25 protein-coding genes are annotated in these 24,520 nt (G+C 62.9%); 16 read left to right on the forward strand and 9 right to left on the reverse strand.

Translation table 11 applies throughout. From position 1 onward, the window contains the following. Window positions 1–15 precede the first annotated feature (15 nt). Complete coding sequence (locus tag IB272_RS23795; RefSeq protein ID WP_234798711.1) at window positions 16–897, reverse strand: LysR family transcriptional regulator; 882 nt, start codon at window positions 895–897, stop codon at window positions 16–18. A gap of 100 nt (window positions 898–997) precedes the next feature. Here IB272_RS23795 and IB272_RS23800 point away from each other — a divergent pair, with 100 nt between their 5' ends. Next, window positions 998–1,222: a hypothetical protein gene (locus tag IB272_RS23800; RefSeq protein WP_034806191.1), complete on the forward strand. Its 225-nt coding sequence runs from the start codon at window positions 998–1,000 to the stop codon at window positions 1,220–1,222. Between the two features lie 19 nt (window positions 1,223–1,241). Here the strand turns inward: IB272_RS23800 and IB272_RS23805 are convergent, their stop codons facing one another. After that, the gene (locus IB272_RS23805; protein ID WP_234798710.1) at window positions 1,242–1,439 is read right to left on the reverse strand and encodes a transcriptional regulator; all 198 of its coding nucleotides are present in this window, start codon (window positions 1,437–1,439) and stop codon (window positions 1,242–1,244) included. Between the two features lie 362 nt (window positions 1,440–1,801). On the opposite strand from IB272_RS23805, the gene IB272_RS23810 reads away from it, so the two are divergent. The 8 genes from IB272_RS23810 (at window position 1,802) to IB272_RS23845 (ending at window position 11,375) form a co-directional block, all read left to right on the forward strand. Next, window positions 1,802–2,374 carry a 5-formyltetrahydrofolate cyclo-ligase gene (locus IB272_RS23810; RefSeq protein ID WP_034806194.1) on the forward strand — a complete coding sequence of 191 codons (573 nt, stop codon included), beginning with the start codon at window positions 1,802–1,804 and terminating at the stop codon, window positions 2,372–2,374. A gap of 212 nt (window positions 2,375–2,586) precedes the next feature. Then, entirely contained in the window at window positions 2,587–3,411 is an 825-nt protein-coding gene (locus IB272_RS23815) for a YmdB family metallophosphoesterase (protein ID WP_034806196.1), read from the forward strand. 482 nt (window positions 3,412–3,893) lie between these two features. Further along, window positions 3,894–5,048 (forward strand): efflux RND transporter periplasmic adaptor subunit, encoded by a 1,155-nt coding sequence (locus IB272_RS23820; RefSeq protein WP_060581109.1) that lies wholly within the window; start codon window positions 3,894–3,896, stop codon window positions 5,046–5,048. After that, complete coding sequence (locus IB272_RS23825; protein ID WP_060581110.1) at window positions 5,045–8,221, forward strand: multidrug efflux RND transporter permease subunit; 3,177 nt, start codon at window positions 5,045–5,047, stop codon at window positions 8,219–8,221. Before IB272_RS23820 ends, IB272_RS23825 begins: the two co-directional genes overlap by 4 nt. Window positions 8,222–8,504: 283 nt before the next feature. Next, complete coding sequence (locus IB272_RS23830; protein ID WP_090299742.1) at window positions 8,505–9,341, forward strand: MBL fold metallo-hydrolase; 837 nt, start codon at window positions 8,505–8,507, stop codon at window positions 9,339–9,341. An 18-nt stretch (window positions 9,342–9,359) separates the two neighbouring features. After that, complete coding sequence (locus IB272_RS23835; RefSeq protein WP_090299744.1) at window positions 9,360–9,842, forward strand: hypothetical protein; 483 nt, start codon at window positions 9,360–9,362, stop codon at window positions 9,840–9,842. An 85-nt stretch (window positions 9,843–9,927) separates the two neighbouring features. Next, complete coding sequence (locus tag IB272_RS23840; protein WP_060581112.1) at window positions 9,928–10,674, forward strand: YebC/PmpR family DNA-binding transcriptional regulator; 747 nt, start codon at window positions 9,928–9,930, stop codon at window positions 10,672–10,674. A gap of 71 nt (window positions 10,675–10,745) precedes the next feature. Then, the gene (locus tag IB272_RS23845) at window positions 10,746–11,375 is read left to right on the forward strand and encodes an HAD hydrolase-like protein (RefSeq protein ID WP_060581113.1); all 630 of its coding nucleotides are present in this window, start codon (window positions 10,746–10,748) and stop codon (window positions 11,373–11,375) included. A 10-nt stretch (window positions 11,376–11,385) separates the two neighbouring features. Here the strand turns inward: IB272_RS23845 and IB272_RS23850 are convergent, their stop codons facing one another. Further along, entirely contained in the window at window positions 11,386–12,387 is a 1,002-nt protein-coding gene (locus IB272_RS23850; protein WP_060581213.1) for an LLM class flavin-dependent oxidoreductase, read from the reverse strand. Window positions 12,388–12,557: 170 nt separating this feature from the next. Between IB272_RS23850 and ruvC the strand changes: the two genes are divergently transcribed. The 4 genes from ruvC to IB272_RS23870 all read left to right on the forward strand — a co-directional run bounded on the left by ruvC (window position 12,558) and on the right by IB272_RS23870 (window position 15,797). Then, a complete protein-coding gene (ruvC, locus tag IB272_RS23855; protein ID WP_034806209.1) occupies window positions 12,558–13,070 on the forward strand; it encodes a crossover junction endodeoxyribonuclease RuvC in 513 nt (170 codons plus the stop codon). Window positions 13,071–13,136: 66 nt separating this feature from the next. Then, window positions 13,137–13,754, forward strand: a complete 618-nt coding sequence (gene ruvA / locus IB272_RS23860) for a Holliday junction branch migration protein RuvA (RefSeq protein ID WP_034806211.1) — start codon at window positions 13,137–13,139, stop codon at window positions 13,752–13,754. Window positions 13,755–13,850: 96 nt separating this feature from the next. Beyond that, entirely contained in the window at window positions 13,851–14,894 is a 1,044-nt protein-coding gene (ruvB, locus tag IB272_RS23865) for a Holliday junction branch migration DNA helicase RuvB (RefSeq protein ID WP_034806214.1), read from the forward strand. After that, the gene (locus IB272_RS23870; protein ID WP_034806217.1) at window positions 14,895–15,797 is read left to right on the forward strand and encodes a metallophosphoesterase; all 903 of its coding nucleotides are present in this window, start codon (window positions 14,895–14,897) and stop codon (window positions 15,795–15,797) included. Window positions 15,798–15,922: 125 nt separating this feature from the next. On the opposite strand, the gene IB272_RS23875 is transcribed toward IB272_RS23870, so the two are convergent. From IB272_RS23875 to IB272_RS23890, 4 genes are all read right to left on the reverse strand, one after another. Further along, complete coding sequence (locus IB272_RS23875; protein ID WP_034806219.1) at window positions 15,923–17,131, reverse strand: hypothetical protein; 1,209 nt, start codon at window positions 17,129–17,131, stop codon at window positions 15,923–15,925. Between the two features lie 179 nt (window positions 17,132–17,310). Beyond that, window positions 17,311–18,201, reverse strand: coding sequence for an NAD(P)-dependent oxidoreductase (locus tag IB272_RS23880; protein WP_060581114.1), 891 nt, complete (start codon window positions 18,199–18,201; stop codon window positions 17,311–17,313). Further along, entirely contained in the window at window positions 18,198–19,058 is an 861-nt protein-coding gene (locus IB272_RS23885) for a glycosyltransferase (RefSeq protein ID WP_060581115.1), read from the reverse strand. Before IB272_RS23885 ends, IB272_RS23880 begins: the two co-directional genes overlap by 4 nt. After that, on the reverse strand, window positions 19,055–20,275 hold the full coding sequence (locus IB272_RS23890) for an NAD-dependent epimerase/dehydratase family protein (RefSeq protein WP_034806229.1): 1,221 nt from the start codon (window positions 20,273–20,275) through the stop codon (window positions 19,055–19,057). The genes IB272_RS23885 and IB272_RS23890 overlap by 4 nt, the downstream gene beginning before the upstream one ends. A gap of 124 nt (window positions 20,276–20,399) precedes the next feature. Here IB272_RS23890 and ybgC point away from each other — a divergent pair, with 124 nt between their 5' ends. The 3 genes from ybgC to IB272_RS23905 all read left to right on the forward strand — a co-directional run bounded on the left by ybgC (window position 20,400) and on the right by IB272_RS23905 (window position 22,464). After that, window positions 20,400–20,855: a tol-pal system-associated acyl-CoA thioesterase gene (gene ybgC, locus IB272_RS23895; RefSeq protein ID WP_034806232.1), complete on the forward strand. Its 456-nt coding sequence runs from the start codon at window positions 20,400–20,402 to the stop codon at window positions 20,853–20,855. A gap of 126 nt (window positions 20,856–20,981) precedes the next feature. Then, window positions 20,982–21,578, forward strand: coding sequence for a TetR/AcrR family transcriptional regulator (locus IB272_RS23900; protein WP_034806234.1), 597 nt, complete (start codon window positions 20,982–20,984; stop codon window positions 21,576–21,578). Next, the gene (locus IB272_RS23905) at window positions 21,571–22,464 is read left to right on the forward strand and encodes a haloalkane dehalogenase (protein ID WP_113135985.1); all 894 of its coding nucleotides are present in this window, start codon (window positions 21,571–21,573) and stop codon (window positions 22,462–22,464) included. Before IB272_RS23900 ends, IB272_RS23905 begins: the two co-directional genes overlap by 8 nt. Here IB272_RS23905 and ligD read toward each other — a convergent pair. Together ligD and IB272_RS23915 are read right to left on the reverse strand one after the other, a co-directional pair. After that, window positions 22,461–24,086: a non-homologous end-joining DNA ligase gene (gene ligD, locus IB272_RS23910; protein ID WP_192445197.1), complete on the reverse strand. Its 1,626-nt coding sequence runs from the start codon at window positions 24,084–24,086 to the stop codon at window positions 22,461–22,463. The two genes, IB272_RS23905 and ligD, sit on opposite strands and share 4 nt — an antisense overlap. Next, the gene (locus IB272_RS23915; RefSeq protein ID WP_192445199.1) at window positions 24,086–24,397 is read right to left on the reverse strand and encodes a hypothetical protein; all 312 of its coding nucleotides are present in this window, start codon (window positions 24,395–24,397) and stop codon (window positions 24,086–24,088) included. The genes ligD and IB272_RS23915 overlap by 1 nt, the downstream gene beginning before the upstream one ends. Between the last annotated feature and the right edge of the window lie 123 nt (window positions 24,398–24,520).

Below are 24,520 nucleotides of genomic sequence, written 5' to 3' on the forward strand. Positions count from 1 at the left end.
CTTTCCGTTGCTCATTCACTCCCCGGCAAAGGCCCGGCGGATGGCGTCGGCCATGGCCTCGACGATCCGGTCCTTGCCGTTTCCGGCCTTTGAAATCCGCAGCACGACATTCGAGTGATCGATCACGGTGTAGCCGTCATCGGCGGTCAGTTCGCGGCAGCCGGCCGGAATGCTGCTGCGGGCAAGCGGCGCGATGGCGAGGCCGGATACCACCGCCGCCATCAGGCCGCCGCTGGTGCGGCTGACATAGGCGACGCGGTTGTCGATGCGGCATTTCCTCAAGTTGCGCTGAGCGAGGTCGTCGCACCAACCGCCTTCGAGATAGGTATAGGTCGCGATCGGTACCGGGCGTCGCTCGTCGGTCCGGTGCTGCTCCGACGTCACCCAGACGGTCGGATCCATCATCAGGACTTCGTTTCTCGTCTTTCCGCCGGGCTCGAAGACGACGGCAAGGTCGATCTCGCCCGCTTCCAGCGCTGCGACATTGGTCATCGACGCGCCCTGCTGCACGGTCACTTCGACGCCCGGGTGGATGGCGGCGAAACTGCCAAGCGCCTTCGGCAAGGTCGAGTTGATGTATTCCTCCGGCAATCCGATCCGGACCGCGCCGTCGAGCGCGGGTTGGCGGAGCGCGGCGGCCGTGTCGTCGAGCAGGGTAACGATGCGCCTGGCATTATCGACGAGCCGCAGTCCCTGCGGCGTCAGCACCACACCGCGCGAATGGCGCTCGAACAGGGCGTCGCCGAGCACATCCTCGAGCTTCCTGATCTGCATGCTGACCGCCGACTGGGTGCGCCCGACGATGTCTGCGGCGCGCGTGACGCTGCTGGTATCGACAACCGCAAGAAAGGTTCTGAGCAGATCGCTATCGAGGGGAAGGGGCATGGCTTCAACCATCAGATTTTCTGATGACAGTCATGCTTGCAATTCGTTTGTCAGATGTCAATGCGAGGACGAAGATCGTCCCGTCAGATCATCTTGCGCCCGAGTCCTTTCCATGAGCGTGCTTGCCGTTCTCGCCTTTTCCGAAACGTTCGTTACCGCCCGACGCAGGGCAAGGCAATGGACTGTCGATTTGCTGTTTGTCGAGGCGCCCGTCGAGGTGCCGGCAGACAAGCCGTTGCTGCTGCGCGACGTCGGGATCTCGGCAGGCGACCCCGACCTTCGGCAGCGGGAGCGGATCTTGGGGCAGGCGGTCTATCGGTCGCACTGGATGCTCTAGGCCGTGCCCGCGCCAATCCTTACGAGATGAGATCGAGCCTTGCGGCACGAAAGACGGCTTCGGCCAGATTGCCGGCCTGCAGCTTGCGCATGGCGTCTTCCAGCGCGCGGTCGATCCGGTCGAGCGGAATGTCGGTTTCGCGCATCATGTCCTGGCGCGTGCGGCCGCGGGCTGCAAGCGTCAGGCAACGCAGTTCCAACGGTTCGAGTTCTTTCATCTGGTCCTTCATGGACGTCGGCTTTTCCACTGCTGCCTGCAGGAGCGCGTCCATACATCGAACGCGGGCATTAGTTCCTGCTAATTATTTGAAATCGCGTCTTTATTTGCATGCGGTCGCCAATGCGCGAAAGCGGAACCGTCGTCCATGATGAACGGAACGCTAATGCTGTGCCGAACCGGGAAGGCGCTGGCAGTGCTGTCGCAAACCGCGGCAAAAGCGGCGATGCGGGTGAATGTGCACGGGCGACATCGGGTATATAGGCTGGTGATTGAGCCGGGAATCGGCGAGAAAGTGACGGGTTGTGCCATTTCGGGAGGAGAATTCGTCCGCGACGATGGCATGAGGCAGGAGAGGGCACGATGTCACCGAAAGACCTGAAGGCGGCGCTGCGCAACGAGCGGCTGGCATTGCGCGATGCGATGCCGGCGGAGATACGCATTGAGGCGAGCCTGACCATGGCCGACCATGCCGGCGACGTCATTGCGCTCGATCCGGGCCACATCGTTTCCGGCTTCTGGCCCATCCGCTCCGAGGTCGATATCCGGCCGCTGATGGCGCGGCTGAAGAGTCGCGGCGCCCGGCTCTGCCTGCCTGTGATCATGGACAAGAAGACGATCGTCTTTCGCGAACTGCTCGATGGCGTCGACATCATCTCAACCGGCTTCGGCACGACGGGGCCTGGCCCGGATGCTCCGGTGCTCGACCCGGATATCATGCTCGTGCCGCTTTCTGCCTTTGACGCGACCGGTCACCGGATCGGCTACGGTGCCGGTTATTACGACCGGGCCATCGACCGGTTGCGCAACAAGGGGCATCTGCCGAAACTGATCGGCATCGCGTTCGACTGCCAGGAGGTGGCTGCCGTGCCGGCCGAACCGCACGATGTGGCGCTGGATGCCGTTCTCACCGAGAGCGGATTCCGGCATTTCTAGGTCATTGACGAAGCTGAGCGACGGCCCGGCGCTTTGAAATCGCGCGGGCCGAGGCGGAAGATTGGTTCGCGATCCCACGCGGAATCGATCTTGGGCGTTTCCTGTCGGCCCAGGATCGTGTAGACGCTCTACCTCTTTGTTTTACGCAGGTCCGGCCGCCACAACCGCTGACGCGCTTCCGCCGGAACTGCCCTGGTGGGATTTGAGCGAGCATGAGGCTTCTGTTTCTGGGAGATATGGTGGGCAAGACGGGCCGCACGGCGGTCTGGGAGCGGCTTCCGGGACTGATCGGCGACCTTAAGCTCGATTTCGTCATCGTCAACGGCGAGAACGCCGCGGGCGGCTTCGGGATCACCGAAGACATCTTCCTCGAGACGATCAACGCCGGCGCCGACGTGGTGACCACCGGCAACCACGTCTGGGACCAGAAGGAAGCGGTGGTCTTCTGCGAGCGGCACGACCAGTTCCTGCGCCCGGCCAACTATCCGGCCGGCACGCCCGGCCGCGGATCCAACCTGTTCTTTGCCCGCAATGGCGCGCGCGTGCTGGTCGCCAACGTCATGGGCCGCGTCTTCATGCATCCCGAACTCGACGACCCCTTCAAGTCGGCCGAGGCCATCCTCGATGCCTGCCCGCTCGGCGAGCAGGCGGATGCGATCGTGTTCGACTTCCATGCGGAGGCGACCAGCGAGAAGCAGTGCTTCGGCCATTTCGTCGACGGTCGCGCCAGCCTCGTCGTCGGAACGCATACGCACGTGCCGACCGCCGACCACCAGATCCTCAACGGCGGCACCGCCTATATGAGCGATGCCGGCATGTGCGGCGACTACGATTCCTCGCTCGGCATGGACAAGGAGGAGCCGCTCAACCGCTTCATCTCGAAGATGCCGAAGGGGCGCTTCGAGGCGGCCTCGGGTCCGGCCACCATCTGCGGTCTCGGGGTCGAGATCTCCGATCGCACCGGGCTCGCCGAGAAGATCGCGCCGCTGCGACTTGGGCCGAGACTGGCGGAAACGATCCCGGATTTCTGGTCTTAAGGCCAAGTCAGGCGGCATTCTGAACGCAGCGCGAAGCTGCGCGCGGGCACCTTTGGTTGTCCCGTATCGCCTTATTGGAATTGATTTTTTTCAAGGTGACAACCCCATCAAATGATGGCAGGTTATCGCGAAATCACGCCGGGCCGGGGCGTGATGTATTCGTGGGTTTTTGCAGAATGAATGGTGTGCGCAGTCCTGGATTGCGGGCATGTGCTGTTGTCGCTGCGCCACGGGCAATTGCTCGCTGCCCAGCGAATTTGACCTGACAGCGTTCGCGGGCCGAAGGGCGCAAGGCCGCTGTATCATTTGATTGCTTGTGTGACTTTGCCTCTCGGATCGCTGCCGATCCGAGGATTTGTGCGGAGCGGGACGGGTAATGCGGCTGTTTTGCGCACAGGCCCCGCTCTGAAATATTCAAAGCGATCGCGGTGGTCTGGTCGATTGGCTGCCCCTCGTGATCCAAGTGCATTCGGAGGGCATGCATGTTGTCTCAGTGGCATTTGCCGATGTTCGTCGGCGCTTCTCTTTCCCTTCTATCCGCAATCGGTGCCCAGGCGCAGGACGCGCAACTGCCCGTGGTGACCGTCGCCAAGCCGGTCGTGCGGGACGTCATCGACAGCGACGAGTTCATCGGCCGTTTCGAGCCCGTCGACGAGGTGCAGGTTCGCGCCCGCATCGGCGGCTATCTCGACGAGGTCAATTTCACCGATGGCGCCCTGGTGAAGAAGGGCGACAAGCTCTTCGTCATCGACCAGCGGCCCTATCGTACGGCTCTCTCCCAGGCCGAATCGACGCTGGAATCGGCGCGCTCGTCGCTGGAATTCGCCGAGGCCCAGTTCAAGCGGACGCAATCGCTGACGGGCACCGGCACGCTTTCGGTCTCGACGCTCGACGATCACCGCCGCGAACTCCTGTCGGCGCAGGCGCTTGTGCGCGGCGCAGAAGCGGCGGTCGAGCGTGCCAAGCTCGACCTTGACTACACCACCATCACCGCGCCGCTCAGCGGCCGGGTCGACCGGCGCCTGCTGTCGACGGGCAATCTCGTCCAGGCTGACCAGACGGTGCTGACGACGATCGTGTCGCTCGACCCGATCGATTTCTACTTCGATGTCGACGAACGGCGGCTGCTTTCCTATGCACGGGTCGCGCGCGAGCGCGGCAGCGCGTTGCAGGAAGGCGGCGGCTCGCTCGAAGTGCTGGTCACCATCGCCGACTCGCAAGAGGAGCCGTTCAAGGGCAAGCTCGACTTCGCCGAAAACCGCGTGGATCCGCAGAGCGGCACGATGCGCGTGCGCGCCCGTCTCGATAACCCGAGCCTCGTGCTGCAGCCCGGTCTCTTCGGCCGTGTGCAGATCGAAGGCTCGAACACCTACAAGGCCGTCCTCATTCCGGACGAAGCGATCGGCGCCGACCAGAACGAGCGCATCGTCTATGAGGTGACCGGGGATGGAACGGTGGTGACCAAGCCCGTGCGTCTCGGCCCGAAGCTGCATGGCTACCGCGTCATCCGCTCCGGCATGACCGGCGACGAGACCATTGTCGTCAACGGTCTGATGCGGGCGCGGCCCGGCACCAAGGTGAAGCCTGAGACGGTCCAGCTTCCTCCTGAAGCGCAAGCAGCGGGGGCGGCGCAATGAGGTTTGCTCACTTCTTCGTCGACCGGCCGATCTTCGCGTCGGTGCTGTCGATCGTGCTGCTGATCGTCGGCAGTATCGCCTATTTTCAGCTTCCCGTGGCGCAGTACCCGGAAATCGCCCCGCCGACCATCGTCGTTCGCGCCGCCTATCCGGGTGCTGACGCCGATACCGTTGCCAACACCGTCGCGACGCCGCTCGAACAGGAAATCAACGGCGTCGAGAACATGCTCTACATGTCCTCCTATTCGACCGCCGACGGCTCGATGGCGCTGACGATCACCTTCAAGCTCGGCACCGACCTCGACCAGGCACAAGTGCTGGTACAGAACCGCGTGTCGATCGCGGAGCCCCGGCTGCCGGAAGAAGTCCGGCGTATCGGCATCACCACGGCCAAGAGTTCGCCCGACCTGATGATGGTCGTGCATCTCCTGTCGCCGACCGAACGCTATGACCAACTCTACGTCTCGAACTATGCGCGCACTCGTATCCGCGACCTGCTTGTCCGGCTCGATGGCGTCGGCGACGTCATCCTGTTCGGCGAGCGCGAATATGCGCTGCGTGTCTGGCTCGATCCGGAGAAGCTGTCGGCCTATGGCATGACGGCCGGTGACGTGGTGCAGGCTTTGCGCGAGCAGAACGTGCAGGTCTCCGGCGGCTCGATCGGTGGTCCGCCGGCGCCGGGCGACAGCGCGTTCCAATACACGGTCACGACGGACGGCCGCTTCAGCGACGCGCGGCAGTTCCGCTATGTCATCGTCAAGGCGACGGAAAGCGGTCGCCTCGTGCAGCTGCAGGACGTCGCGCGTGTCGAGCTCGGTGCTCGCGAATACGTCAACAACAGCTATCTCGACGGCAGCCCGGCGGTGGCGCTCGGCATCTTCTCGCGGCCGGGCACCAATGCGCTCGACGCCGCCGAGCAGATCCAGAAGGTGATGACCGACGTTTCCAAGGACTTCCCCGACGGGCTCGAATACCGCATCGTCTACAACCCGACAGAGTTCATCTCGGAATCGATCAACGAGGTCTACAAGACGATCGCCGAGGCAGCCATTCTCGTTGCCATCGTCGTTCTCGTCTTCCTGCAATCGTGGCGCACGGCGATCATCCCGATCGTCGCCATCCCCGTGTCACTCGTCGGCACTTTCGCCTTCCTCTATGCCTTCGGCTTCTCGCTGAACATGCTGACGCTGTTCGGCCTGGTGCTGGCGATCGGTATCGTCGTCGACGATGCGATCGTGGTGGTCGAGAATGTCGAGCGAAATCTCGCGCGAGGGATGACCCCGCGCGAGGCGTCGCATGTGACCATGGACGAGGTGGGGGCGGCCGTCATCGCGATCTCGCTGGTGTTGACCGCGGTGTTCGTGCCGACGGCCTTCATCCCCGGCATCGCCGGCCAGTTCTACCTGCAGTTCGCCGTGACGATCTCGGTCGCAACGGTGATTTCCGCCTTCAACTCGCTGACACTGTCACCGGCGCTGGCGGCTATCCTGTTGAAGCCGCACGAGAACGGCCATCATGAAAGCCGCAATCCGCTGACGCGCTTCGGCAAGGCCTTGGCGAACGGCTTCAACAATGGTTTCGACCGGATGGCGTCGGGCTATGCATGGGTCGTGCGCAAGCTCGTCTCGACGAAGGTGGCGCTGGCCGCGGCCCTTCTCGTCTTCGTCGGGCTGCTGGGGGCCACCTGGTACATGGCGCAGATCGTGCCGCGCGGCTTCGTGCCGACCATGGACCAGGGCTATGCGATCGTTGTCATCCAGCTGCCGGACGGCGCCTCGCTCGACCGGACGGACGCCGTCGTCAAGCGGGCCTCGAAGATCATCCAGGACGTGCCGGGCGTGAAAAGTGCTGTTGCCTTTGCCGGCTTCAACGGTGCGACCTTTACCAACGCGTCCAATTCGGGTGTGGTCTTCGCCTCCTTCGAAAGCTTCGAAGAGCGGCTGAAGAACGGGCAGGGGGCCAACCAGATCATCGGCCAGCTCTATGGCAGCCTGCAGAGCATCCAGGAAGCCTTCATCATCGCCGTGCCGCCGCCCTCGGTGCGCGGCATCGGCAACTCCGGCGGCTTCAAGATGCAGATCATGGACCGGCAGAGCTCCGACATGCGCCGCGCGCTCGGGCTTGCCTACCAGATGATGGGCGCTGCCAACCAGACGGAAGGGTTGACCGGGGTCTTCACCACCTTCTCGGCCTCCAGTCCGCAATACTTCCTGGCGATCGACCGCGACAAGGCGCGCACACTCAACGTGCCGATCCCCAACATCTTCGAGGCGCTGTCGATCAACCTCGGTACGTCCTACGTCAACGACTTCAACGCCTTCGGCCGCGTCTACCAGGTGCGGGCGCAGGCCGACCAGCAGTACCGCGTCGAGCGCGACAACATCCTGGCGCTGAAGGTGCGCTCGGCAACCGGTGCGCTGGTGCCGATGGGTACGCTCGTCGAGATCCAGGATACGGCCGGTCCGACGCTGGTGCAGCGCTACAACATGTACGTCTCGGTGCCGATCCAGGGTAACCCTGCGGTCGGTGTCTCGACCGGTACGGCTCTCGACAAGATGGAGGCGCTCGCCGCCCAGATCCTGCCGCAGGGCACGACCTTCGAGTGGACGGAACTCGCCTACCAGGAGCGCCAGACAGGCAACACCGCGGTGTTCATCTTCGCACTGTCGGTCGTCTTCGTGTTCCTGGCGCTGTCGGCCCAGTACGAAAGCTGGGTTCTGCCGCTGGCGATCATCCTGATCGTGCCGCTCGGCGTGCTGGCCGCATTGGTCGGCGTGTTCATCCGCGGGCTCGACAACAACGTGCTGACCCAGATCGGGCTCATCGTTCTGATCGGTCTTGCAGCCAAGAACGCGATCCTGATCGTCGAGTTCGCGCGGCAGGGCGAAGACGAGGGCAAGACGCCGATCGAGGCGGCGGTAGAGGCGAGCCAGCTTCGCCTGCGTCCGATCCTGATGACCGCCTTTGCCTTCATCCTCGGCGTGGTGCCGCTGATGATCGCGACCGGCCCGGGTGCCGAAATGCGCCAGTCGCTCGGCACGGCGGTGTTTTCGGGCATGCTCGGGGTAACGTTCCTCGGCCTGTTCCTGACGCCGGTGTTCTACGTCGCGCTCCGGTCGTTCCGGCGACGCAAGGCGGCGGTGAGCGAACCGGCGCCGCACCCGGCCGAATAGGGCAGGCCGGACGACAATCAGACGAATGCCCCGGCAGCAATGCCGGGGCATTCGGCTTTGAAGAGGCTATCATTGCCTTATCGGCCTCAGGGACGGTGACGTAAACGTGAGCACCGCCTGCCGTTTGTAACTGGACGTGGCCGGGCCCTTGAACAATTCTTTCCGCGCCCCGTGACGCCACCGTTCGGTCGAGCGAAGGCAAAGGCTTCCATTCGCTGTTCAATACCTGCCTGCCGCGTGCCCCCAAGGCCCGAGGTCAGGCGGCAAGTGAGAGAGGTGAAGGCTGATGCTCCGGTACTTTGTCTACACATTCGCCGCCATATGGTTCATCCACGCGTTCTGGCCATCGGTCGCCCATGCGCAGCAACAGCCGCGCCCTGTCAGCCAATGCCAGGCGATCGCCGAAACGCTCCCCCAGGCAACCTTTGCCAGTTTCACGCCCGCGGCTGCCACCAAGGGGCAGACGACGGCCGGCGAGGTGACGATCAGCTATCTCGGCCATTCCACCTTCCTGATCGAGACGCCCGGCGGCGTCTCGATCGCAACCGACTATAGCGGCTGGTATGCACCGTCGATGCCGCCGATGGTCGCGACCATGAACAAGGCGCATTCGAGCCACTACACGCTGACGCCGGATCCGGCGATCAAGACCGTGCTGCATGGCTGGAGCGATAGCGGCCAACCGGCGCGCCACGATCTCGTGGTCGGCGACGCCCACATCCGCAACGTGACGACCGACATCCGCGCCGGCGGCGGCGCCATGGAGCACGACGGGAACTCGATCTTTATCTTCGAGGTGGCGGATCTCTGCATCGGCCATCTGGGCCATCTGCACCATGAACTCGACGACAGCCACTACAGCCAGATTGGCCGGCTGGACGTGCTCATGGTGCCTGTCGATGGCGGCCTGACCATGGGTGCCGAGAGCATGAGCCGGGTGGTCAGCCGGCTGCGCGCCTCGCTGATCCTGCCGATGCACCGCCGTGGCCCGCCGATCGACGCCTTTCTGGACATGTTCGGCGACGACTACGACAAGCGTTACGCCGACAGCGCCAGTATCAAAGTATCCCTGCGTTCCTTGCCAAGCAAACCACTGATTTATATCCTCAAGGGCGTTTGAACATCCTGGGATCGCCCGATGAAGTTGCTCGTGGTTGGCGTATCGTTCTTTCTCTCCTTCTCGACTCTTGCCGAGGCCGGTGGCGCGCCGCCGCCGCGCATGCCGTCTCCCGAGGGGCAACAGCCGCAAAGCCAGCCGGAGACCACGGTCCGACCGGCGGGTGAGCCGGAGATCTTCGCGATGCCCTCGGGCAATATCGGCTGTATCTACACGCCGGCTGGCGGCACGTCCGTCTATCAGCCCGCCGATGGCGGTCCGGAGCTGGCCTGCGATATCGTCGCGCCGCGTTATGTCAGGGCGACCCTTGGCCGGGCGGGAGCCGCCACGCTCAATCACGCCGTCGGCGATCCCAGCTGCTGTTCGACTGGGACTGTGCTCGACTATGGGCAAAGTTGGTCGCGAGGGCCGTTCTCCTGCGTGTCGGAACGCACTGGCCTTTCCTGCCGCCGTGACGACGGACACAGCTTCCTCTTGAGCCGCGCGCAGGTCTCGGCCAACTGAAAAACCGCCCCCCGGCTGGACGGAAAGCGGCAATAAAACTATAAGGCGCCCCATTCCATTCAAATTAATGCATGCAGAGGGTGCCATGGCTGGCCATTCACAGTTCAAGAACATCATGCACCGCAAGGGCCGTCAGGATGCGGTGCGCTCGAAAATGTTTTCCAAGCTCGCGCGCGAAATCACGGTTGCCGCCAAGTCGGGCATGCCCGATCCCGCGATGAACGCGCGCCTGCGCCTGGCGATCCAGAACGCCAAGGCGCAGTCGATGCCGAAGGACAACATCGAACGGGCGATCAAGAAGGCCTCCGGCGGCGACGCGGAGAACTACGAAGAAGTCCGCTACGAGGGTTATGGCCCGGGCGGCGTTGCCGTCATCGTCGAAGCCTTGACCGACAACCGCAACCGCACCGCCTCGAACGTGCGCTCGACCTTCACCAAGGCCGGCGGCGCGCTCGGCGAAACCGGCTCGGTTTCCTTCTCCTTCGATCGCGTCGGCGAGATCACCTACAAGCTCTCCGTCGGTGACGCCGACAAGGTGATGGATGCGGTGATCGAAGCGGGTGCCGACGACGTCACCACTGACGAGGACGGCCACACGATCATCTGCGGTTTCGAGGCGATCGGCGAAGTGTCCAAGGCGCTCGAAGACACGCTCGGCGAAGCCGAGACGGTCAAGGCGATCTGGAAGGCACAGAACACCGTTCCGGTCGATGAAGAAAAGGCGCAGTCGCTGATGAAGCTCATCGACATCCTTGAAGACGACGACGACGTCCAGAACGTCTATTCGAACTTCGAAGTCTCGGACGAGATCCTGGCGAAGCTGTCGGCCTGATTGGGACGACCGTCGCTCGCAGAATTTTCACCCGCGTCCGAAAGGCCGCGGGTTTTTCTTTGGATGGCCCGATGACCTATGAATTCGCGATCTTCGATTTCGACGGCACGCTTGCCGATACGGCGGCGAGTTTCATGACGGCGTGCAACGCGGCTGCACGGCGCTACGGCTTCCGCGAACTCTCGGTCGAGGAGTTCCAGTCGTTGCGCACCATGGGCAGCCGCGAGATCATCGCGCATCTCGGCGTGCCCGTTTGGAAACTGCCGCAGATCGCCACCTTCATGCGCCGTGCCATGGCGACTGAAGCGGCAAGCGTCCGGCTGTTTCCGGGCGCCGCTCAGCTTCTCTGGAAATTGAAGGCGGCGGGCATCGGCATTGCGATCGTGAGTTCGAACGCGGAGCAGGGTATTCGCGCCGTACTCGGCGAGGCGGCAGCGACGATTGATCTCTTCGAATGCGGTGCCGCGCTTTTCGGCAAGGCACAGCACTTCAAGCGTGCGATCCGGCACTCCGGCCTCGATGCGGCTCGCATCCTGGCGATCGGCGACGAGGCGCGCGATATCGATGCGGCGCGAAAGGCGGGCGTGGCGGCCGGTGCGGTTGCCTGGGGCTATGCCGACCCGGTCTTCCTGCAAGGGCTCGGGCCGGATCGGTTCTTTGCCAATCTGGAAGAGATCGCACCCGCTTTCGGGGCGATCTGATCGGCCGGCTTTACGCCGCCTTGGCGAGATCTCGCTGGGCGTCGGCGAAGAGGCGAAGCGAATTCAGCCGCGCCTGCATGTCGAAGATCGGCATGGAGATGATCAGTTCGTCGGCCTTTGTCTGCTCGAGGAACGCCCCGATCTTGCGCCGGATCGTCTCTGGCCCTCCGACCACCGCATACATCATCGAATGGTCGACGAAGATCTTCTCGTCATAGTTCCAAAGCCCATCCATCGACTGGACCGGCGGCGGAAACTGCCCGCGCGCGTTGCGGCGCAGGGCCACGAAGGATTGCTGCATGGAGGTGAAGAGGTAGTTCGCCTCCTCGTCCGTATCGGCGGCAACCCCCATGACGCCGACCATCACCTGCGGCTTGGCAAGGGTCTCGGAGGGGGTGAAGCGCTCGCGGTAGATCTCCAGCGCCGAGAGCAGCATGTCCGGCGCGAAATGCGAGGCGAAGGCGAAGGGCAGGCCGAGCATGCCGGCGAGATGGGCGCTGAAATGGCTTGAGCCGAGCAGCCAGATCGGCACATTGGTGTCGGCGCCGGGCACGGCGATGATCTTCTGGTCCTCGGCGACGGGGCCGAGCAGTGCCTGCAGTTCGACGACGTCGTTCGGGAAGTTGTTGCCGCTCGCCTCCATGTTGCGTCGGAGGGCCTGGGCGGTGCGCATGTCGGTTCCGGGCGCACGGCCGAGGCCGAGGTCGATGCGGCCGGGGTAGAGGGCGGCGAGCGTTCCGAACTGTTCGGCGATGACAAGCGGCGAGTGGTTCGGCAGCATGATGCCGCCGGAGCCGACACGGATCGTCTTCGTCGCTGCCGCCACGTGCGAGATCACGATCGAGGTCGCCGCACTGGCGATGCCCTTCATGCCGTGATGTTCGGCCAGCCAGAAGCGGGTGTAGCCGTTCTCCTCGGCCGCCTGGGCCAGACGGCGCGAATTCTCCAGCGATTGGGCGACGCTGCCGCCTTCAGTGATCGGGGAAAGATCGAGGACGGAGAAAGTCGCCATGGCAAAGGCCTTTATTGAGAGAAATTGATGCAAGGCTATGTAAGCTCAATTTTCCTCAATCCAAGGGCGGTGCCGAAGAAAACCTGAGGCCGCGCCTCAACTGTGCGTATGTTTTTGTTTTGTTCACTTTTTGCTGGCAGCGTCCGGACTGACATCATAGGGTGAAATTCATGCAGACCACGATTCGCATCATCGGCATCGATCCGGGGCTCCGTCGTACCGGCTGGGGCATCATCGAGACGCTCGGCAATTCGTTGCGTTTCGTCGCCTCGGGCACGGTGACGTCGGATGGCGACATGGACCTCGCCTCCAGACTTTGCCAGCTGCATGACGGCCTTGCCGAGGTGGTGCACAGCTATCAGCCACACGAGGCGGCGGTGGAGCAGACCTTCGTCAACAAGGACGCGACAGCGACGCTGAAACTCGGCCAGGCGCGCGGCATCGCCATGCTGGTACCGGCACGCGCAGGCCTCAGGGTCGCCGAATATGCGCCGAACGCGGTCAAGAAGGCGGTGATCGGTGTCGGCCATGGCGAGAAGCAGCAGATCCACATGATGCTGAAGGTTCTGATGCCGAAGGCCGAGTTCAAGGGCAACGATGCGGCGGACGCACTGGCGATCGCTATCTGCCATGCCCACAACCGGCAATCGGTGACGAGCCGGCTTGCCGCATTGATGGCGTAGTTGCGCCCGACACGATAATTTCCGATGGTCCGATGACCATCCAGAACCCACCGCGAGAGACGCCACATGATCGGCAAATTGAAGGGTACCATCGACGAGATCGCCGAGGATCACGTCGTGCTCGATGTGCATGGCGTCGGCTACGTTGCCTTTTGTTCGGCGCGCACGCTGTCCAGGCTCGGATCGGCGGGCGAGGCGGCGGTGCTCTTCATCGAGACCTATGTGCGCGAAGACCAGTTGAAGCTGTTCGGCTTCCTGACGGCGCTGGAGCGGGAATGGTTCCGGCTGTTGCAGAGCGTGCAGGGGGTCGGCTCGAAAGTGGCGCTGGCCGTGCTTTCCACCCTGACGCCGGGGGAATTGGCCAATGCGATCGCGCTGCAGGACAAGACCTCCGTCTCCCGTGCGCCCGGTGTCGGGCCCAAGGTGGCGGTGCGCATCGTCACGGAACTGAAGAACAAGGCGCCGTCCTTCGCCGGCGAGATGTCGGCCTCGATCGGCCTCAAGCAGGAGCTTGGCGAAGGCGTCGCCTCCGCGCCGGTTTCCGATGCGGTTTCGGCGCTCACCAATCTCGGCTACTCGCGCGACCAGGCGGCCAATGCCGTTGCGGCGGCCTTGAAGAACGGCGGCGAAGGCGGCGACAGCGCCAAGCTCATTCGCCTTGGCCTGAAAGAACTGGCGCGATGAACGCTTGCCTTGGCTGGGCACAGAAGGCAGAACGCATCGTGCCCGGCATGATGACGGGTTGCAGCGCTCAGCTGCCCGACCGAATGGAACGAACGCATGACTGACGCCGCACGCCTGATAACGCCGGAAAAGCGCGGTGAAGACCTCGATGCGACCATGCGCCCGCAGACGCTGGATGACTTCACCGGCCAGGCGGAAGCGCGCGCCAACCTGAAGATCTTCATCGAGGCGGCGAAAAATCGCGGCGAGGCGCTGGACCACGTGCTCTTCGTCGGCCCTCCCGGGCTCGGCAAGACGACGCTGGCGCAGATCATGGCCAAGGAGCTCGGCGTCAATTTCCGCTCGACTTCCGGCCCTGTGATCGCCAAGGCCGGCGATCTCGCGGCCCTGCTCACCAATCTCGAAGAGCGCGACGTGCTCTTCATCGACGAAATTCACCGGCTCAATCCGGCCGTCGAGGAAATCCTCTATCCTGCGATGGAGGACTTCCAGCTCGACCTCATCATCGGCGAAGGCCCGGCGGCGCGGTCGGTGAAGATCGACCTGTCGAAGTTCACGCTGGTGGCGGCAACCACCCGCCTCGGGCTTCTGACGACGCCGCTTCGCGACCGTTTCGGCATTCCGGTGCGGCTCAATTTCTACACGGTCGAAGAGCTGGAATCGATCGTCCGGCGTGGCGCCCGGCTGATGGGCCTCGGCATGACCGACGACGGCGCCCGCGAGATCGCCCGCCGCGCCCGCGGTACGCCGCGCATCGCCGGCCGACTGTTGCGCCGGGTGCGCGACTTCGCCGAAGTGGCGCGTGCCGAAGCCGTGACCAAGGAGCTCGCGGACGAGGCGCTGACGCGGCTGCTCGTCGACAATATGGGCCTCGACCAGCTCGACCGGCGCTACCTCTTCATGATCGCGCAGAACTTCGGCGGCGGTCCCGTCGGCATCGAAACCATCGCTGCGGGCCTTTCGGAGCCGCGTGATGCGATCGAAGACATCATCGAGCCCTATCTGATCCAGCAGGGCTTCATCCAACGCACGCCGCGCGGCCGTATTTTGACCGCCAATGCCTGGAAACATATCGGCCTTAATCCCCCCAAGGAGATGGAGGCGACCCAGTTTCGCCTGACATTAGAGGACGACGACTAGATGATCAGCCGCCGCGGATTGTTGAAACTGATCGGCGGCGGTATCGTCAGCATGGCGGCACTGGGCGGCTACGCCTTTGCCGTCGAACCTCTGGCCCGGCTGAACGTCACCCGATACAAATTGACGCCACCCAATTGGACACCGGGCCTCAAGCTGCGCGCCGTCGTGCTCACCGACATCCACGCGTGCGAGCCCTGGATGCCGGCAAGCCGTATCGCTTCGATCTGCCGGCAGGCCAACAGCCTTGGCGGCGATATCACGCTGCTGCTCGGCGACTATGTGGCCGGGATGAACCTCGTCACCAGCTATGTGCATTCCAGCGAATGGTCGAAGGCGCTGGCCACACTCGAGGCGCCGCTCGGCGTCCACGCAGTCATGGGCAATCATGACTGGTGGGAAGACCGGACCGCGCAGAAGAACGGCGGCGGGCCGACCTTCGGGCACAAGGCGCTGCAGGACGTCGGCATCAACGTCTATAGCAACCGGGCGGTGAGACTGGAGAAGGAGGGGCAGGGCTTCTGGATCGCTGGCCTCGAAGATCAGCTTGCCTTGGTGCCCGGCAAGAAGTGGCAACGCAAGCGCATGAGCGGTCTCGACGATCTCGACGGTACGCTCGCCCAGGTGAGCGATACCGATCCGGTCATCCTCATGGCGCATGAGCCGGATGTGTTCCCGCGTGTTCCGTCGCGTGTCGCACTGACACTGTCGGGCCATACCCATGGCGGCCAGGTGCGGTTTCTCGGCTATGCGCCGGTCGTGCCCTCGCGTTTCGGCGAGCGTTACGCCTACGGCCATGTGACCGAGAACGATTGCAATCTGATCGTTTCCGGCGGTCTCGGCTGCTCGCTTGCGCCGGTTCGCTTCGGCATGCCGCCGGAGATCGTGGTGATCGATCTCGGCTGAGCGACTAATTCCAGGTTCGTCCGGTCTTGCGCTGAAAGAGCCTGGCATCGAGACGACGCCAGGCCTGTTTGCTTCCGCCCGCCCGCTCTATTGAGCCGAGCAGGGCGCCCGTTTGTCACGGTGCGTCAGGCGGCCCTGATGGCTCCGCTTCGCACTGCGCCCCGCAGGCCGGACGCCACCTCATAGGTGTCGGTGACCAGCAGCAGGCCGTCCGCGCACTGGTACCATTCCCCCTCGCTCATGCTCTTTACCGACGCACTGAGTGTTGCCAGTTCAACAGAGCCGGGCGGTGTGCTGATGATCCGTTCGGCGACCCAGCTATCGAGCCAGGCCTGGTTTGCCGGCGAAACGGCCTCGAGCGCGATTTGCGGGTGCTGGTCGAAGTAGGTCTGGACGGCCAGGTTGGTTGGCGCGATGACGATCTGGTCAAGATTGCTGTCGCCGAGCGCATCGATCACACGAGAGTTTTCCAGCGCTGCCAGGAAGGTGTCGGTCTTGCCGTCCCGACCGGTCGAAGAGGCGAGGGAGCGCAATGTCTCCAGTATCGTCGGCAGCGGCGGAATAACCTCGATGTCGCTGGTGCCCGTCCTGGTAAGGGACTGGTAGACGAGATCGATCTCGGGCGTGAACGACCGCTTGCGAATGCCGCGCGTCCAATTGAACTCGAAGTCCACTTCGAAGCGCCCTTTGAAGTTGGGCGTCGCGCCTTGCGGGACCTCGATGATCGCGGCCGCATTCCAGATGTAACCGGCATAGGACGGGCGACCGGGATTTGCCGGCACTCCCGCCGAAACCCAGCCGACATGGGGCAATCTCGCCTGCCACTCGATCGATTGCGTTGCGGGGCGTGCCGCAAACGAAACCTCGGAGGCCGTGAAGCTGACACCGACATTGGCGCTGAGCGAGGCGCCGCCCTTCGGGCCTTCCTTGCTGTATTCGGCGCTGAGCTCGCCGCCGATCGAGAAACTGATCGTCGCTTGCTCGACGGTGCTGTTCGGCCCGAACGTTACGAGCCGCGCCTGCTGCGAGTTCGTCTCGAGGCGCAGCTTCATGTGATTGGCGTAAAAGCCGACCGATACCCAGTTGGACGACGGAGTGGACGGCGAACCCTGGATGCCGTGATAGACATCCCCGACGACGAGGTAGTAGTCGCGCGTCAGATTCTGGTTGCCGCGCATCAGTTTGTAGACCGAAAGCAAGGCGTTTGCAGTCAAGGTTTGCGATGAGGTCTTGACCGTGCCCCAGCCGAAATCCTTGCCGCCATTCGTTTTCCATTCACCGTTCAAAGTGCCGACAAGCTTCCAGACTTCAGGATTCAACGTCTCGATAGGCATGATTGATTTCCTTCGAAGCGCCGTCGATCGACGGGAGGGTTGAGCTTTTTGCACGGACCGGAACCGTTCCGCGCAGCCAACATAGCTCGGATTTTCGGCGGCAACCTGGGGTATTAAATTGTAAATTAATACTCCTTAAAGGAGTCCTTGATCGACACAGAACGGCTCTACGCAGCGTCTCAGCCGAGCAGCTTTTCGATCGTCTCGTGCAGCCGCGGGAGCCCGCCCGGCGTCCAGCCGAGCGCGCGCAGACGGCCACAGTCCATCGCGTTGAATTCGGTCAATGCGGCCGGTTCGGGCAGGTCGTTCATACAACCGGTGATTTGGCGAACGATTTCCAGAATGATGCTGTTGTCGACGAGGATATCGGAGACGTTGAAGACCGAAACCGGTGAGCGGCGCGTTTCCGCTTCGAGCACGAGGCGCACGGCGGCTGCGACATCGTCGCCATGCACTTCCGTGCCGGCCCGCGGTGCAACCGGGCGGCCCTGCAGATAGTCGTCGAACAGGGCCTGCCATTTGTGCGACGCCCCGTTGCCCGGTGCTCCGTAGACGCCGGTGACGCGTAGGCTTGCTGTCCTGAAGTCGTCCGTGCCCAGCAGTTCTAGTTGCCGCTCCGCCGCAAGCTTGAGCGCGCCATAGAGGCTCTCGGGATGGCAGGTCGATCCCTCCGACAGCACGGCGCCTGCTGGGTGCGTTCCGTAGACCGCGCGGCTCGACAGGAAGATGCAGCGACCTACGCCCTGTTCGCGTGCCGTTTCGAAAAGCCGGACCGAACCATCGAGATTGGCGCGGCGGAAGCTCTCGGGATCATCGCCTTCGCCGCCTCGATATCGGCCAGGGATGTGCTGGAAGGCGGCATGGACGAAACACTGGACATTGCCGAAGGCCGCGCTGTGATCGCTCGTCGGATCGAGCGACAGGGGCACGAAACCAACAGGCCCGCTGAAGAAGGTGTTTGGGGCCCGCGTGCGACCGCCGATCACAACCTCGTACCCCGCCTGCAGCAGATGCTCGACGATGAAGCGGCCGACGAAGCCCGTGCCGCCGGAGACAAGCACCCGGGTCATCGGCGGACCGGGTTGGTGAGCGATGCGATGTCCGGAATATCCTCTCCTGTCAGGTAGCCATGCCAGAGATCGATAAGCGGCTGCAGGGCCTCCCGGCGCGGATGATCCGTCTCCCAGGGCTTTTCATACTGGTAGTGCAGCACGCCGATTGAGCCCCAGTCCCAGAGTTCGGGCAGGTTGAACCAGACATATTGCAGCATGTTCATCGTCACTGGCAGACCGTGCCAGTCCGGGAAGAAGGCTTGCAGGAAGGTCTGGTCGGTGCGCGGCCAGAAGGCGTCCGGCGCGTCAAGCTGGGTGATCATCCTGTCGAAGGTCGCCATTGACGGTTCGGCGACGAAGACGCCGGAATTCAGCCGATGAAAGTCCGCAAGGCTTTCGTAGACATTGGGGGCAGCGGAGAATTCCGGATAGGCAAACAGCCGGTCGATGTTCCGGAGCACGACCGCATCGGCGTCGATGAAGACGCAGCGCCGATATTCGATAAGCTGCCAGAGCCGGAGCTTGCAGAAGTTGTCGAGCGGCGAGTGGAAGTCGGGCTTTCGGCCTTTCGTGAAGGGCGCCTTATCATGCACGTTCCGGCGCTGGTGGCGCGCGTTGAAGGCGTCCGAAAGCGGCAGAAGGTCGGTCTCCACCAGCCGGCAGCCGAATTCGGCAAGCGGCGCCAGTACATCGACAGAAACGCCGCCCGTGTGCAGCACGACGATATCGGCCCTCGTGCCCGTGCGTGTTATGGAGCGCGCCAGTGCGCGGGCGCCAAGCGCATAATCGGCATTGGTGACGAGCGTCACATAGGCATGGTCGGCTTGGGGAGTCGAGGAGGGGCGGAGCCCCTCCGAAGGATCGTTCGATGTCATGAAACGGATTTCAGCCGCTTGCCCTCTGGGTCGTGGTTGATCAGCGGCGCGATGTCCTTGGTCCAGGCGGAGACGGCGGGCACGCGCGTTCTGTCGACACGATAGGCGAATTTCTTGGCGACATCGACGATTTCCGAAAGCAATCCGTCCTGCAGCCGCGTCGGGTTGAGACCGAGGCTCAGGAATTTCTCGTTGTGCACGACGAGTTCGTTCTCGGCAGCTTCCTTGCGCGGATTCGGCAACCGGGCGATCTCGGCCCCCGATATCGAGGCGATCATTTCGGCGAGATCGCGCACCCGGTGGGTCTCGGTCATCTGGTTGAAGATCTCGACACGGCTGCCGCGCGCCGGTGGGTTCGTGAGCGCCAGCTCGATGCATCGCACCGAATCCTGGATGTGAATGAAGGCGCGGGTCTGGCCGCCGGTGCCGTGCACGGTCAGCGGATAACCGATTGCCGCCTGGATGAGGAAACGATTGAGCACGGTGCCATAGTCGCCGTCATAGTCGAAGCGGTTGATGAGCTGGGCGTGGCGGCGCGTCTGCTCGGTATGCGTACCCCAGACGATGCCCTGGTGCAGGTCGGTGATCCGAAGCCCGTCGTTCTTGGCATAGAACTGGAAGAGCAACTGATCCAGGCACTTGGTCATGTGGTAGATCGAGCCGGGATTGGAGGGGTAGAGGATCTCCTGGCTGACGGTCTCGCCTCCCATCGTTTCGATGCCGACAGGCAGATAGCCCTCGGGGATCGCCGCGCCGATGGTGGAGTAGCCGTAGACGCCCATGGTTCCGAGATGCACGAGGTGGGCGTCGAGGCTGAGTTCGACCAGTGCGTTCAGAAGATTGTGCGTGGCGTTGACGTTGTTGTTGACCGTGTAGTTCTTGTGGCGGTCGCTCTTCATCGAATAGGGCGCGGCACGCTGTTCGGCAAAATGCACGATGGCGTCAGGGCGATGGTCGGCGAGCCAGTTCTTCAGGAGTTCGTAGTCGCGGGCGAGATCGATCAGGTTGAAATGGATGCGCCGGCCGGTTTCGGCATGCCAGATACGCGTGCGTTCCTGGATCGAATCCATCGGCGTCAGCGATTGCACGCCCAGTTCCGTATCGATCCATCGGCGGGAGAGATTGTCGAGGATATGAACGTCGTGACCGGCATCGGACAAATGAAGGGCCGTGGGCCAACCGACGAAACCGTCGCCGCCGAGAATCGCAATCTTCATGCACGTTCTCCTGATCGCAAAGGAAGTCCGTCACGTGATAGGATAGGATTGTGACAAGGCTGCAATGCTTGCAAACGGCTTTTTGTTCCTGCACAGGAAACGGGAAATTCTTTCGGAGAAAAGTATGTCCCTGATTTCGCTCGCAGGCGAACTGACCGAAAACGGCCATCAGCTGATCCAGCGCGTCTATTACGAAGACACCGACTTTTCCGGCGTCGTCTATCACGCCCGCTACCTGCATTTCATGGAGCGCGCCCGCACCGATTTCCTGCGGCTGCTCGGCGTCGAGCAGGCAACGCTGGCGATCGAGGGCGACAGCGAAGGCCTCGTCTTCGTCGTTCATCGCATGGAGATCGATTTCAAGCTGCCGGCGCGCATGGATGACATCCTGACGATTACCACCGTCACCGAGAAGGCCGGCGGCGCCAAGATGGTGCTGCAGCAGGAGATCCGCCGCGGCGAGCAGTTGCTGATCGCCGCCAAGGTGATCATCGCCGTGATCAACGGCCAGGGTCGGCCACGGCGGCTGCCCGAGGCGCTCGCCTACAAATTCCATCATGCGAAGGAGAGCGCGGGCTAGAGCTCTCCTTCAGTCGAACGGAGACACGGCGCCCCTTCCAGGGGCGTTTTTCGTTGGTGGACGCGCGTTTTCACTGCATTCGATTCAGTGCATTGACAATAATACGTACGTACGTATTATTTCGCCATGTCCAGAAAATCGATACGCGAAAATCTTCTGAAGGCGGGCGATCAGCTCGTCTGGAACACAGGCTACGCCGGGACCGGCGTACGCGACATCGTCGAGGCTGCGGGCGCCCGTCCTGGGTCCTTCACCAATCACTTCACGTCCAAGGAAGACTTCGTCATCGAGGTGCTCGATCGCTACTTCGCCTATGTCTCGGGCCTCGTGGAAGAGGCGCTTGGCGACAGAAGCGTGCGCTCCGTCGACCGGTTGCGTCGCTACATCGACCTCATCACCGGCAAGCTGGCTGACGCCGACTACAGCCGCGGCTGCATGATCGGCAATCTCAGCCTCGAAGCCTCCTTCGACAATGAACGGCTCAGGGCACATCTGTCGAAACTCTTTGCGACCTGGCGCGGTCCCTTCGAGGCCTGCATCGCCGAAGGGCTGGAGAAGGGCGAAATCGCTCCGCTCGGCTCGGCGGCCGAGCTTGCCGACTTCCTGCTCAGCGCCTGGCAGGGGGCCATGCTGCGCATGAAGGTCGATCGCAGCCCGGCGCCGCTTGCAACGTTCAGGACGATCGTTTTTTCAACCGTGTTTGATGGAGGGAAGCATGCGTGAAGAGGCATTCGCAGCGGGCAAGTCATTCGTCGACATTTTCGGATCGTCGATGGCCTATATCGAAAAAGGCACGGGACCGACGGTCCTGTTTCTCCACGGCAACCCGACGTCGTCCTATATCTGGCGGAACATCTTGCCGCATGTGACACCGGTCGGGCGCTGCGTTGCACCGGATCTGATCGGCTATGGCCAATCCGACAAGCCCGACATCGCCTACACCTTCCTCGACCAGTTCCGCTATCTCGAAGCCTTCATCGAAAAGGTCGCCCCCGGTCCACTTTTCCTGGTCGCGCAGGATTGGGGAACAGCGCTTGCCTTCCACTTTGCCGCACTCAATCGGGAGAAGGTGCTCGGCCTCGCCTTCATGGAATATATCCGGCCGGCTGAAACTTATGAGGCGTTTCATCAAAAGCCGCAGGCCCGCGAACTGTTCAGGGCGTTCCGAACTGAAGGCGTCGGCGAGCGGCTGATCCTGGAGGAAAACGTCTTCATCGAACGGGTCGTACCGAACGCGATCCTGCGTCAACTGAACGACGAGGAAATGGCTGCTTATCGGGCACCGTTTCCGAATCCATCTTCCCGCCGCCCCGTGCTGCGCCTGCCGCGTGAACTGCCGATCGAGGGCGCGCCTTCTGAGTTCTACGCTACCAGTACGGCAGATCACGCCACGCTTCGCGCCTCAGGATATCCCAAGCTATTGTTCTCGGGCGACCCTGGTGCGCTCATCTCGCCGGCGGAGGCGGAAGCTTATGCCGACGAGCTTGCGAATTGCCGCCTGGTGAAACTCGGCGCGGGCGCGCACTACCTGCAGGAGGATCATCCGCACGCGATCGGGACGGCATTACGCTCGTGGATCGAGGGATTGCGCGGGGCGTCGGCGGCCTAGTCAGCCTCGTTCACGCCGATTTTGCCCAGGATCGTCTTGGTCAGGGATTGCCTGATCTTGGACACATCCTGCCAGGGGTCTGCGCCATTTTCGATCCGCTCGAGGATGTCCGGGATGTGGAAGCTGTTGGCCGACTTGAGATCGGCAAGTTCTTCCCAGTTGATGGGCGTCGCCACCGGTCCGTCAGCGCGCGCCCGGGTCGAGTAGGGGGCAATGGCGGTCGCGCCGCGCTCATTTCTCAGCCAGTCGATGAAGATGCGTCCTTTGCGCTTTTCCTTCGACATGGTGGCGATGAACCGGTCCGGTTCGCGATCGGCGAAACCTTGCGCAAAGGTCTTGGCGAAGGCCTTGGCTTCCGGCCAGCTGGCGCGGGCCGTCAGCGGCACGATGACGTGGACGCCCTTACCGCCCGTGACCATCGGAACCGATTTCAGCCCGATCTCGTCGAGCGCATCGCGCAAGGCCACGGCCGCACCCTTGACCATCTCGAAGTCGAGACCCTCGTCAGGATCAAGGTCGAAGACGAGTCGATCGGGGATCTCCAGCTTGTCGACATGCGATCCCCAGATATGGAACTCCAGCGTGCCCATCTGGACCGCAGCGACCAACCCCTTGGCGTCGCGCACATACATGTAGTTTTCCGTTTCGCCGGAGCTTTCCTCGACGGGGACTTCCTTGATCTCGTCGGGAAAACCGTCGCTCGCATGTTTCTGGTAGAAGCGCGGACCCTTCACGCCCTGCGGCGCACGCACGAGCGACAGGAGACGCTCGGCCGCATGGGGCAATATGCGATCGGCGACGACGGCGTAGTAGCGGGCGAGATCGAGCTTGCTGATGCCCTGGTCGGCAAACAGGACGCGATCCGGATGGGTGATGCGCACCCCAAGCACGGTTTCGTCCGACATGACTTGCTTCGCCTTTGCCGGCTTTGCTGCTCTGTCCTTGGGCTTCGTTGCGGTTTTGGATGTTTTGACTGTCACGGCCTTCGCCTCCTTGTCCTCCCCCTTGGAGGTCCAGACATGCTTCTTGCGTTCGCCCTTCCCATCGGCAATCTCGGCCATGGTGCGGCCGGTGCTGACGCTCGTCAGATGGTCCTCCAGCAGAACGTCGCCGCCCTCGGCTGCAATTTCGTCACCCTCCTTGATCAGCAGCCAGTTCTCGCGCTTTTCACCGGGGCGTGACCGCATCCGCACCAATGCCCACCCGCCTTGCATCCGCTGACCGTGAAGATGGAATGTCAGCTTGCCCTCGCGCAAGCCCTCGTCCGGATCGTTTTCCGGCTCCCACCAGCCGCTGTCCCACAACATGACGGTGCCGCCGCCATATTGCTTTTCGGGGATTGTGCCTTCGAAATCGCCATAGGCCAGCGGATGATCCTCGGTTCTGACAGCTAGTCGCTTGTGTTCCGGATTGAGGCTTGGTCCGCGGGTGACCGCCCAGCTCTTCAAGACACCGTCCCATTCCAGCCGCAAGTCGTAGTGGAGGCGGGTGGCGTCATGCTTCTGCACGAGAAAGCGCATGCGGCCGGACCGGCCGCGACCAAGCTTGCCCTTTGGTTCGCGCGTCTCGCCGAAGTTGCGGCGTTTGTTGTATTCGGCAAGCGGGCTGCGAAGGGACGCCATCACCCGCCTCCACGGAGATCCCGGACGGTCGGCGCGTCCTTAGCCAGAATAGCGGACCTGGCCGCATCGAGGGCGAGGACCCGTTCGATGCGAACAATGTCCTCCTCGGTCACCACGGGAACCGGATCGGAGATGACGGCCTGGAGGATTTCAAGCGACACGACGCCGTGGGCGAGTGCGTCCTCCAGGGCGGCGCGGGTTTCCCGCTCGGCCTTGAGCTCGGCGCAAAGGGCGAGGATCAATCGGTCCCGGGGATCAAAGTCCGGTGAGGACTTTCCTTCGCTTCGTTGTCCTGTCGTTCGTTGGGCCATCCCTAGGAACGTACTCGGCAACGCTAAGTTCCGACCGCCGGGTGATACTGCAAAGACACACAACGGTAACGGTCTCTTAACCATAATGGTGTCTTAATCATCGCATCAGGATTTGTGCAGTGC

Origin of the sequence: Ensifer sp. ENS08 (genome assembly GCF_014852195.1) — a bacterium.
In the GTDB taxonomy this organism is placed as follows: Bacteria; Pseudomonadota; Alphaproteobacteria; order Rhizobiales; family Rhizobiaceae; genus Ensifer; species Ensifer adhaerens.

Excerpts from the sequence above, each read along its gene's own strand:
- IB272_RS23795 (WP_234798711.1), bottom strand. The coding sequence starts at position 897 with ATGGTTGAAGCCATGCCCCTTCCCCTCGATAGCGATCTGCTCAGAACC.
- IB272_RS23800 (WP_034806191.1), top strand. The coding sequence starts at position 998 with ATGAGCGTGCTTGCCGTTCTCGCCTTTTCCGAAACGTTCGTTACCGCC.
- IB272_RS23805 (WP_234798710.1), bottom strand. The coding sequence starts at position 1,439 with ATGAAAGAACTCGAACCGTTGGAACTGCGTTGCCTGACGCTTGCAGCC.
- IB272_RS23810 (WP_034806194.1), top strand. The coding sequence starts at position 1,802 with ATGTCACCGAAAGACCTGAAGGCGGCGCTGCGCAACGAGCGGCTGGCA.
- IB272_RS23815 (WP_034806196.1), top strand. The coding sequence starts at position 2,587 with ATGAGGCTTCTGTTTCTGGGAGATATGGTGGGCAAGACGGGCCGCACG.
- IB272_RS23820 (WP_060581109.1), top strand. The coding sequence starts at position 3,894 with ATGTTGTCTCAGTGGCATTTGCCGATGTTCGTCGGCGCTTCTCTTTCC.
- IB272_RS23825 (WP_060581110.1), top strand. The coding sequence starts at position 5,045 with ATGAGGTTTGCTCACTTCTTCGTCGACCGGCCGATCTTCGCGTCGGTG.
- IB272_RS23835 (WP_090299744.1), top strand. The coding sequence starts at position 9,360 with ATGAAGTTGCTCGTGGTTGGCGTATCGTTCTTTCTCTCCTTCTCGACT.
- IB272_RS23840 (WP_060581112.1), top strand. The coding sequence starts at position 9,928 with ATGGCTGGCCATTCACAGTTCAAGAACATCATGCACCGCAAGGGCCGT.
- IB272_RS23845 (WP_060581113.1), top strand. The coding sequence starts at position 10,746 with ATGACCTATGAATTCGCGATCTTCGATTTCGACGGCACGCTTGCCGAT.
- IB272_RS23850 (WP_060581213.1), bottom strand. The coding sequence starts at position 12,387 with ATGGCGACTTTCTCCGTCCTCGATCTTTCCCCGATCACTGAAGGCGGC.
- ruvC (WP_034806209.1), top strand. The coding sequence starts at position 12,558 with ATGCAGACCACGATTCGCATCATCGGCATCGATCCGGGGCTCCGTCGT.
- ruvA (WP_034806211.1), top strand. The coding sequence starts at position 13,137 with ATGATCGGCAAATTGAAGGGTACCATCGACGAGATCGCCGAGGATCAC.
- ruvB (WP_034806214.1), top strand. The coding sequence starts at position 13,851 with ATGACTGACGCCGCACGCCTGATAACGCCGGAAAAGCGCGGTGAAGAC.
- IB272_RS23870 (WP_034806217.1), top strand. The coding sequence starts at position 14,895 with ATGATCAGCCGCCGCGGATTGTTGAAACTGATCGGCGGCGGTATCGTC.
- IB272_RS23875 (WP_034806219.1), bottom strand. The coding sequence starts at position 17,131 with ATGCCTATCGAGACGTTGAATCCTGAAGTCTGGAAGCTTGTCGGCACT.
- IB272_RS23880 (WP_060581114.1), bottom strand. The coding sequence starts at position 18,201 with ATGACCCGGGTGCTTGTCTCCGGCGGCACGGGCTTCGTCGGCCGCTTC.
- IB272_RS23885 (WP_060581115.1), bottom strand. The coding sequence starts at position 19,058 with ATGACATCGAACGATCCTTCGGAGGGGCTCCGCCCCTCCTCGACTCCC.
- IB272_RS23890 (WP_034806229.1), bottom strand. The coding sequence starts at position 20,275 with ATGAAGATTGCGATTCTCGGCGGCGACGGTTTCGTCGGTTGGCCCACG.
- ybgC (WP_034806232.1), top strand. The coding sequence starts at position 20,400 with ATGTCCCTGATTTCGCTCGCAGGCGAACTGACCGAAAACGGCCATCAG.
- IB272_RS23900 (WP_034806234.1), top strand. The coding sequence starts at position 20,982 with ATGTCCAGAAAATCGATACGCGAAAATCTTCTGAAGGCGGGCGATCAG.
- IB272_RS23905 (WP_113135985.1), top strand. The coding sequence starts at position 21,571 with ATGCGTGAAGAGGCATTCGCAGCGGGCAAGTCATTCGTCGACATTTTC.
- ligD (WP_192445197.1), bottom strand. The coding sequence starts at position 24,086 with ATGGCGTCCCTTCGCAGCCCGCTTGCCGAATACAACAAACGCCGCAAC.
- IB272_RS23915 (WP_192445199.1), bottom strand. The coding sequence starts at position 24,397 with ATGGCCCAACGAACGACAGGACAACGAAGCGAAGGAAAGTCCTCACCG.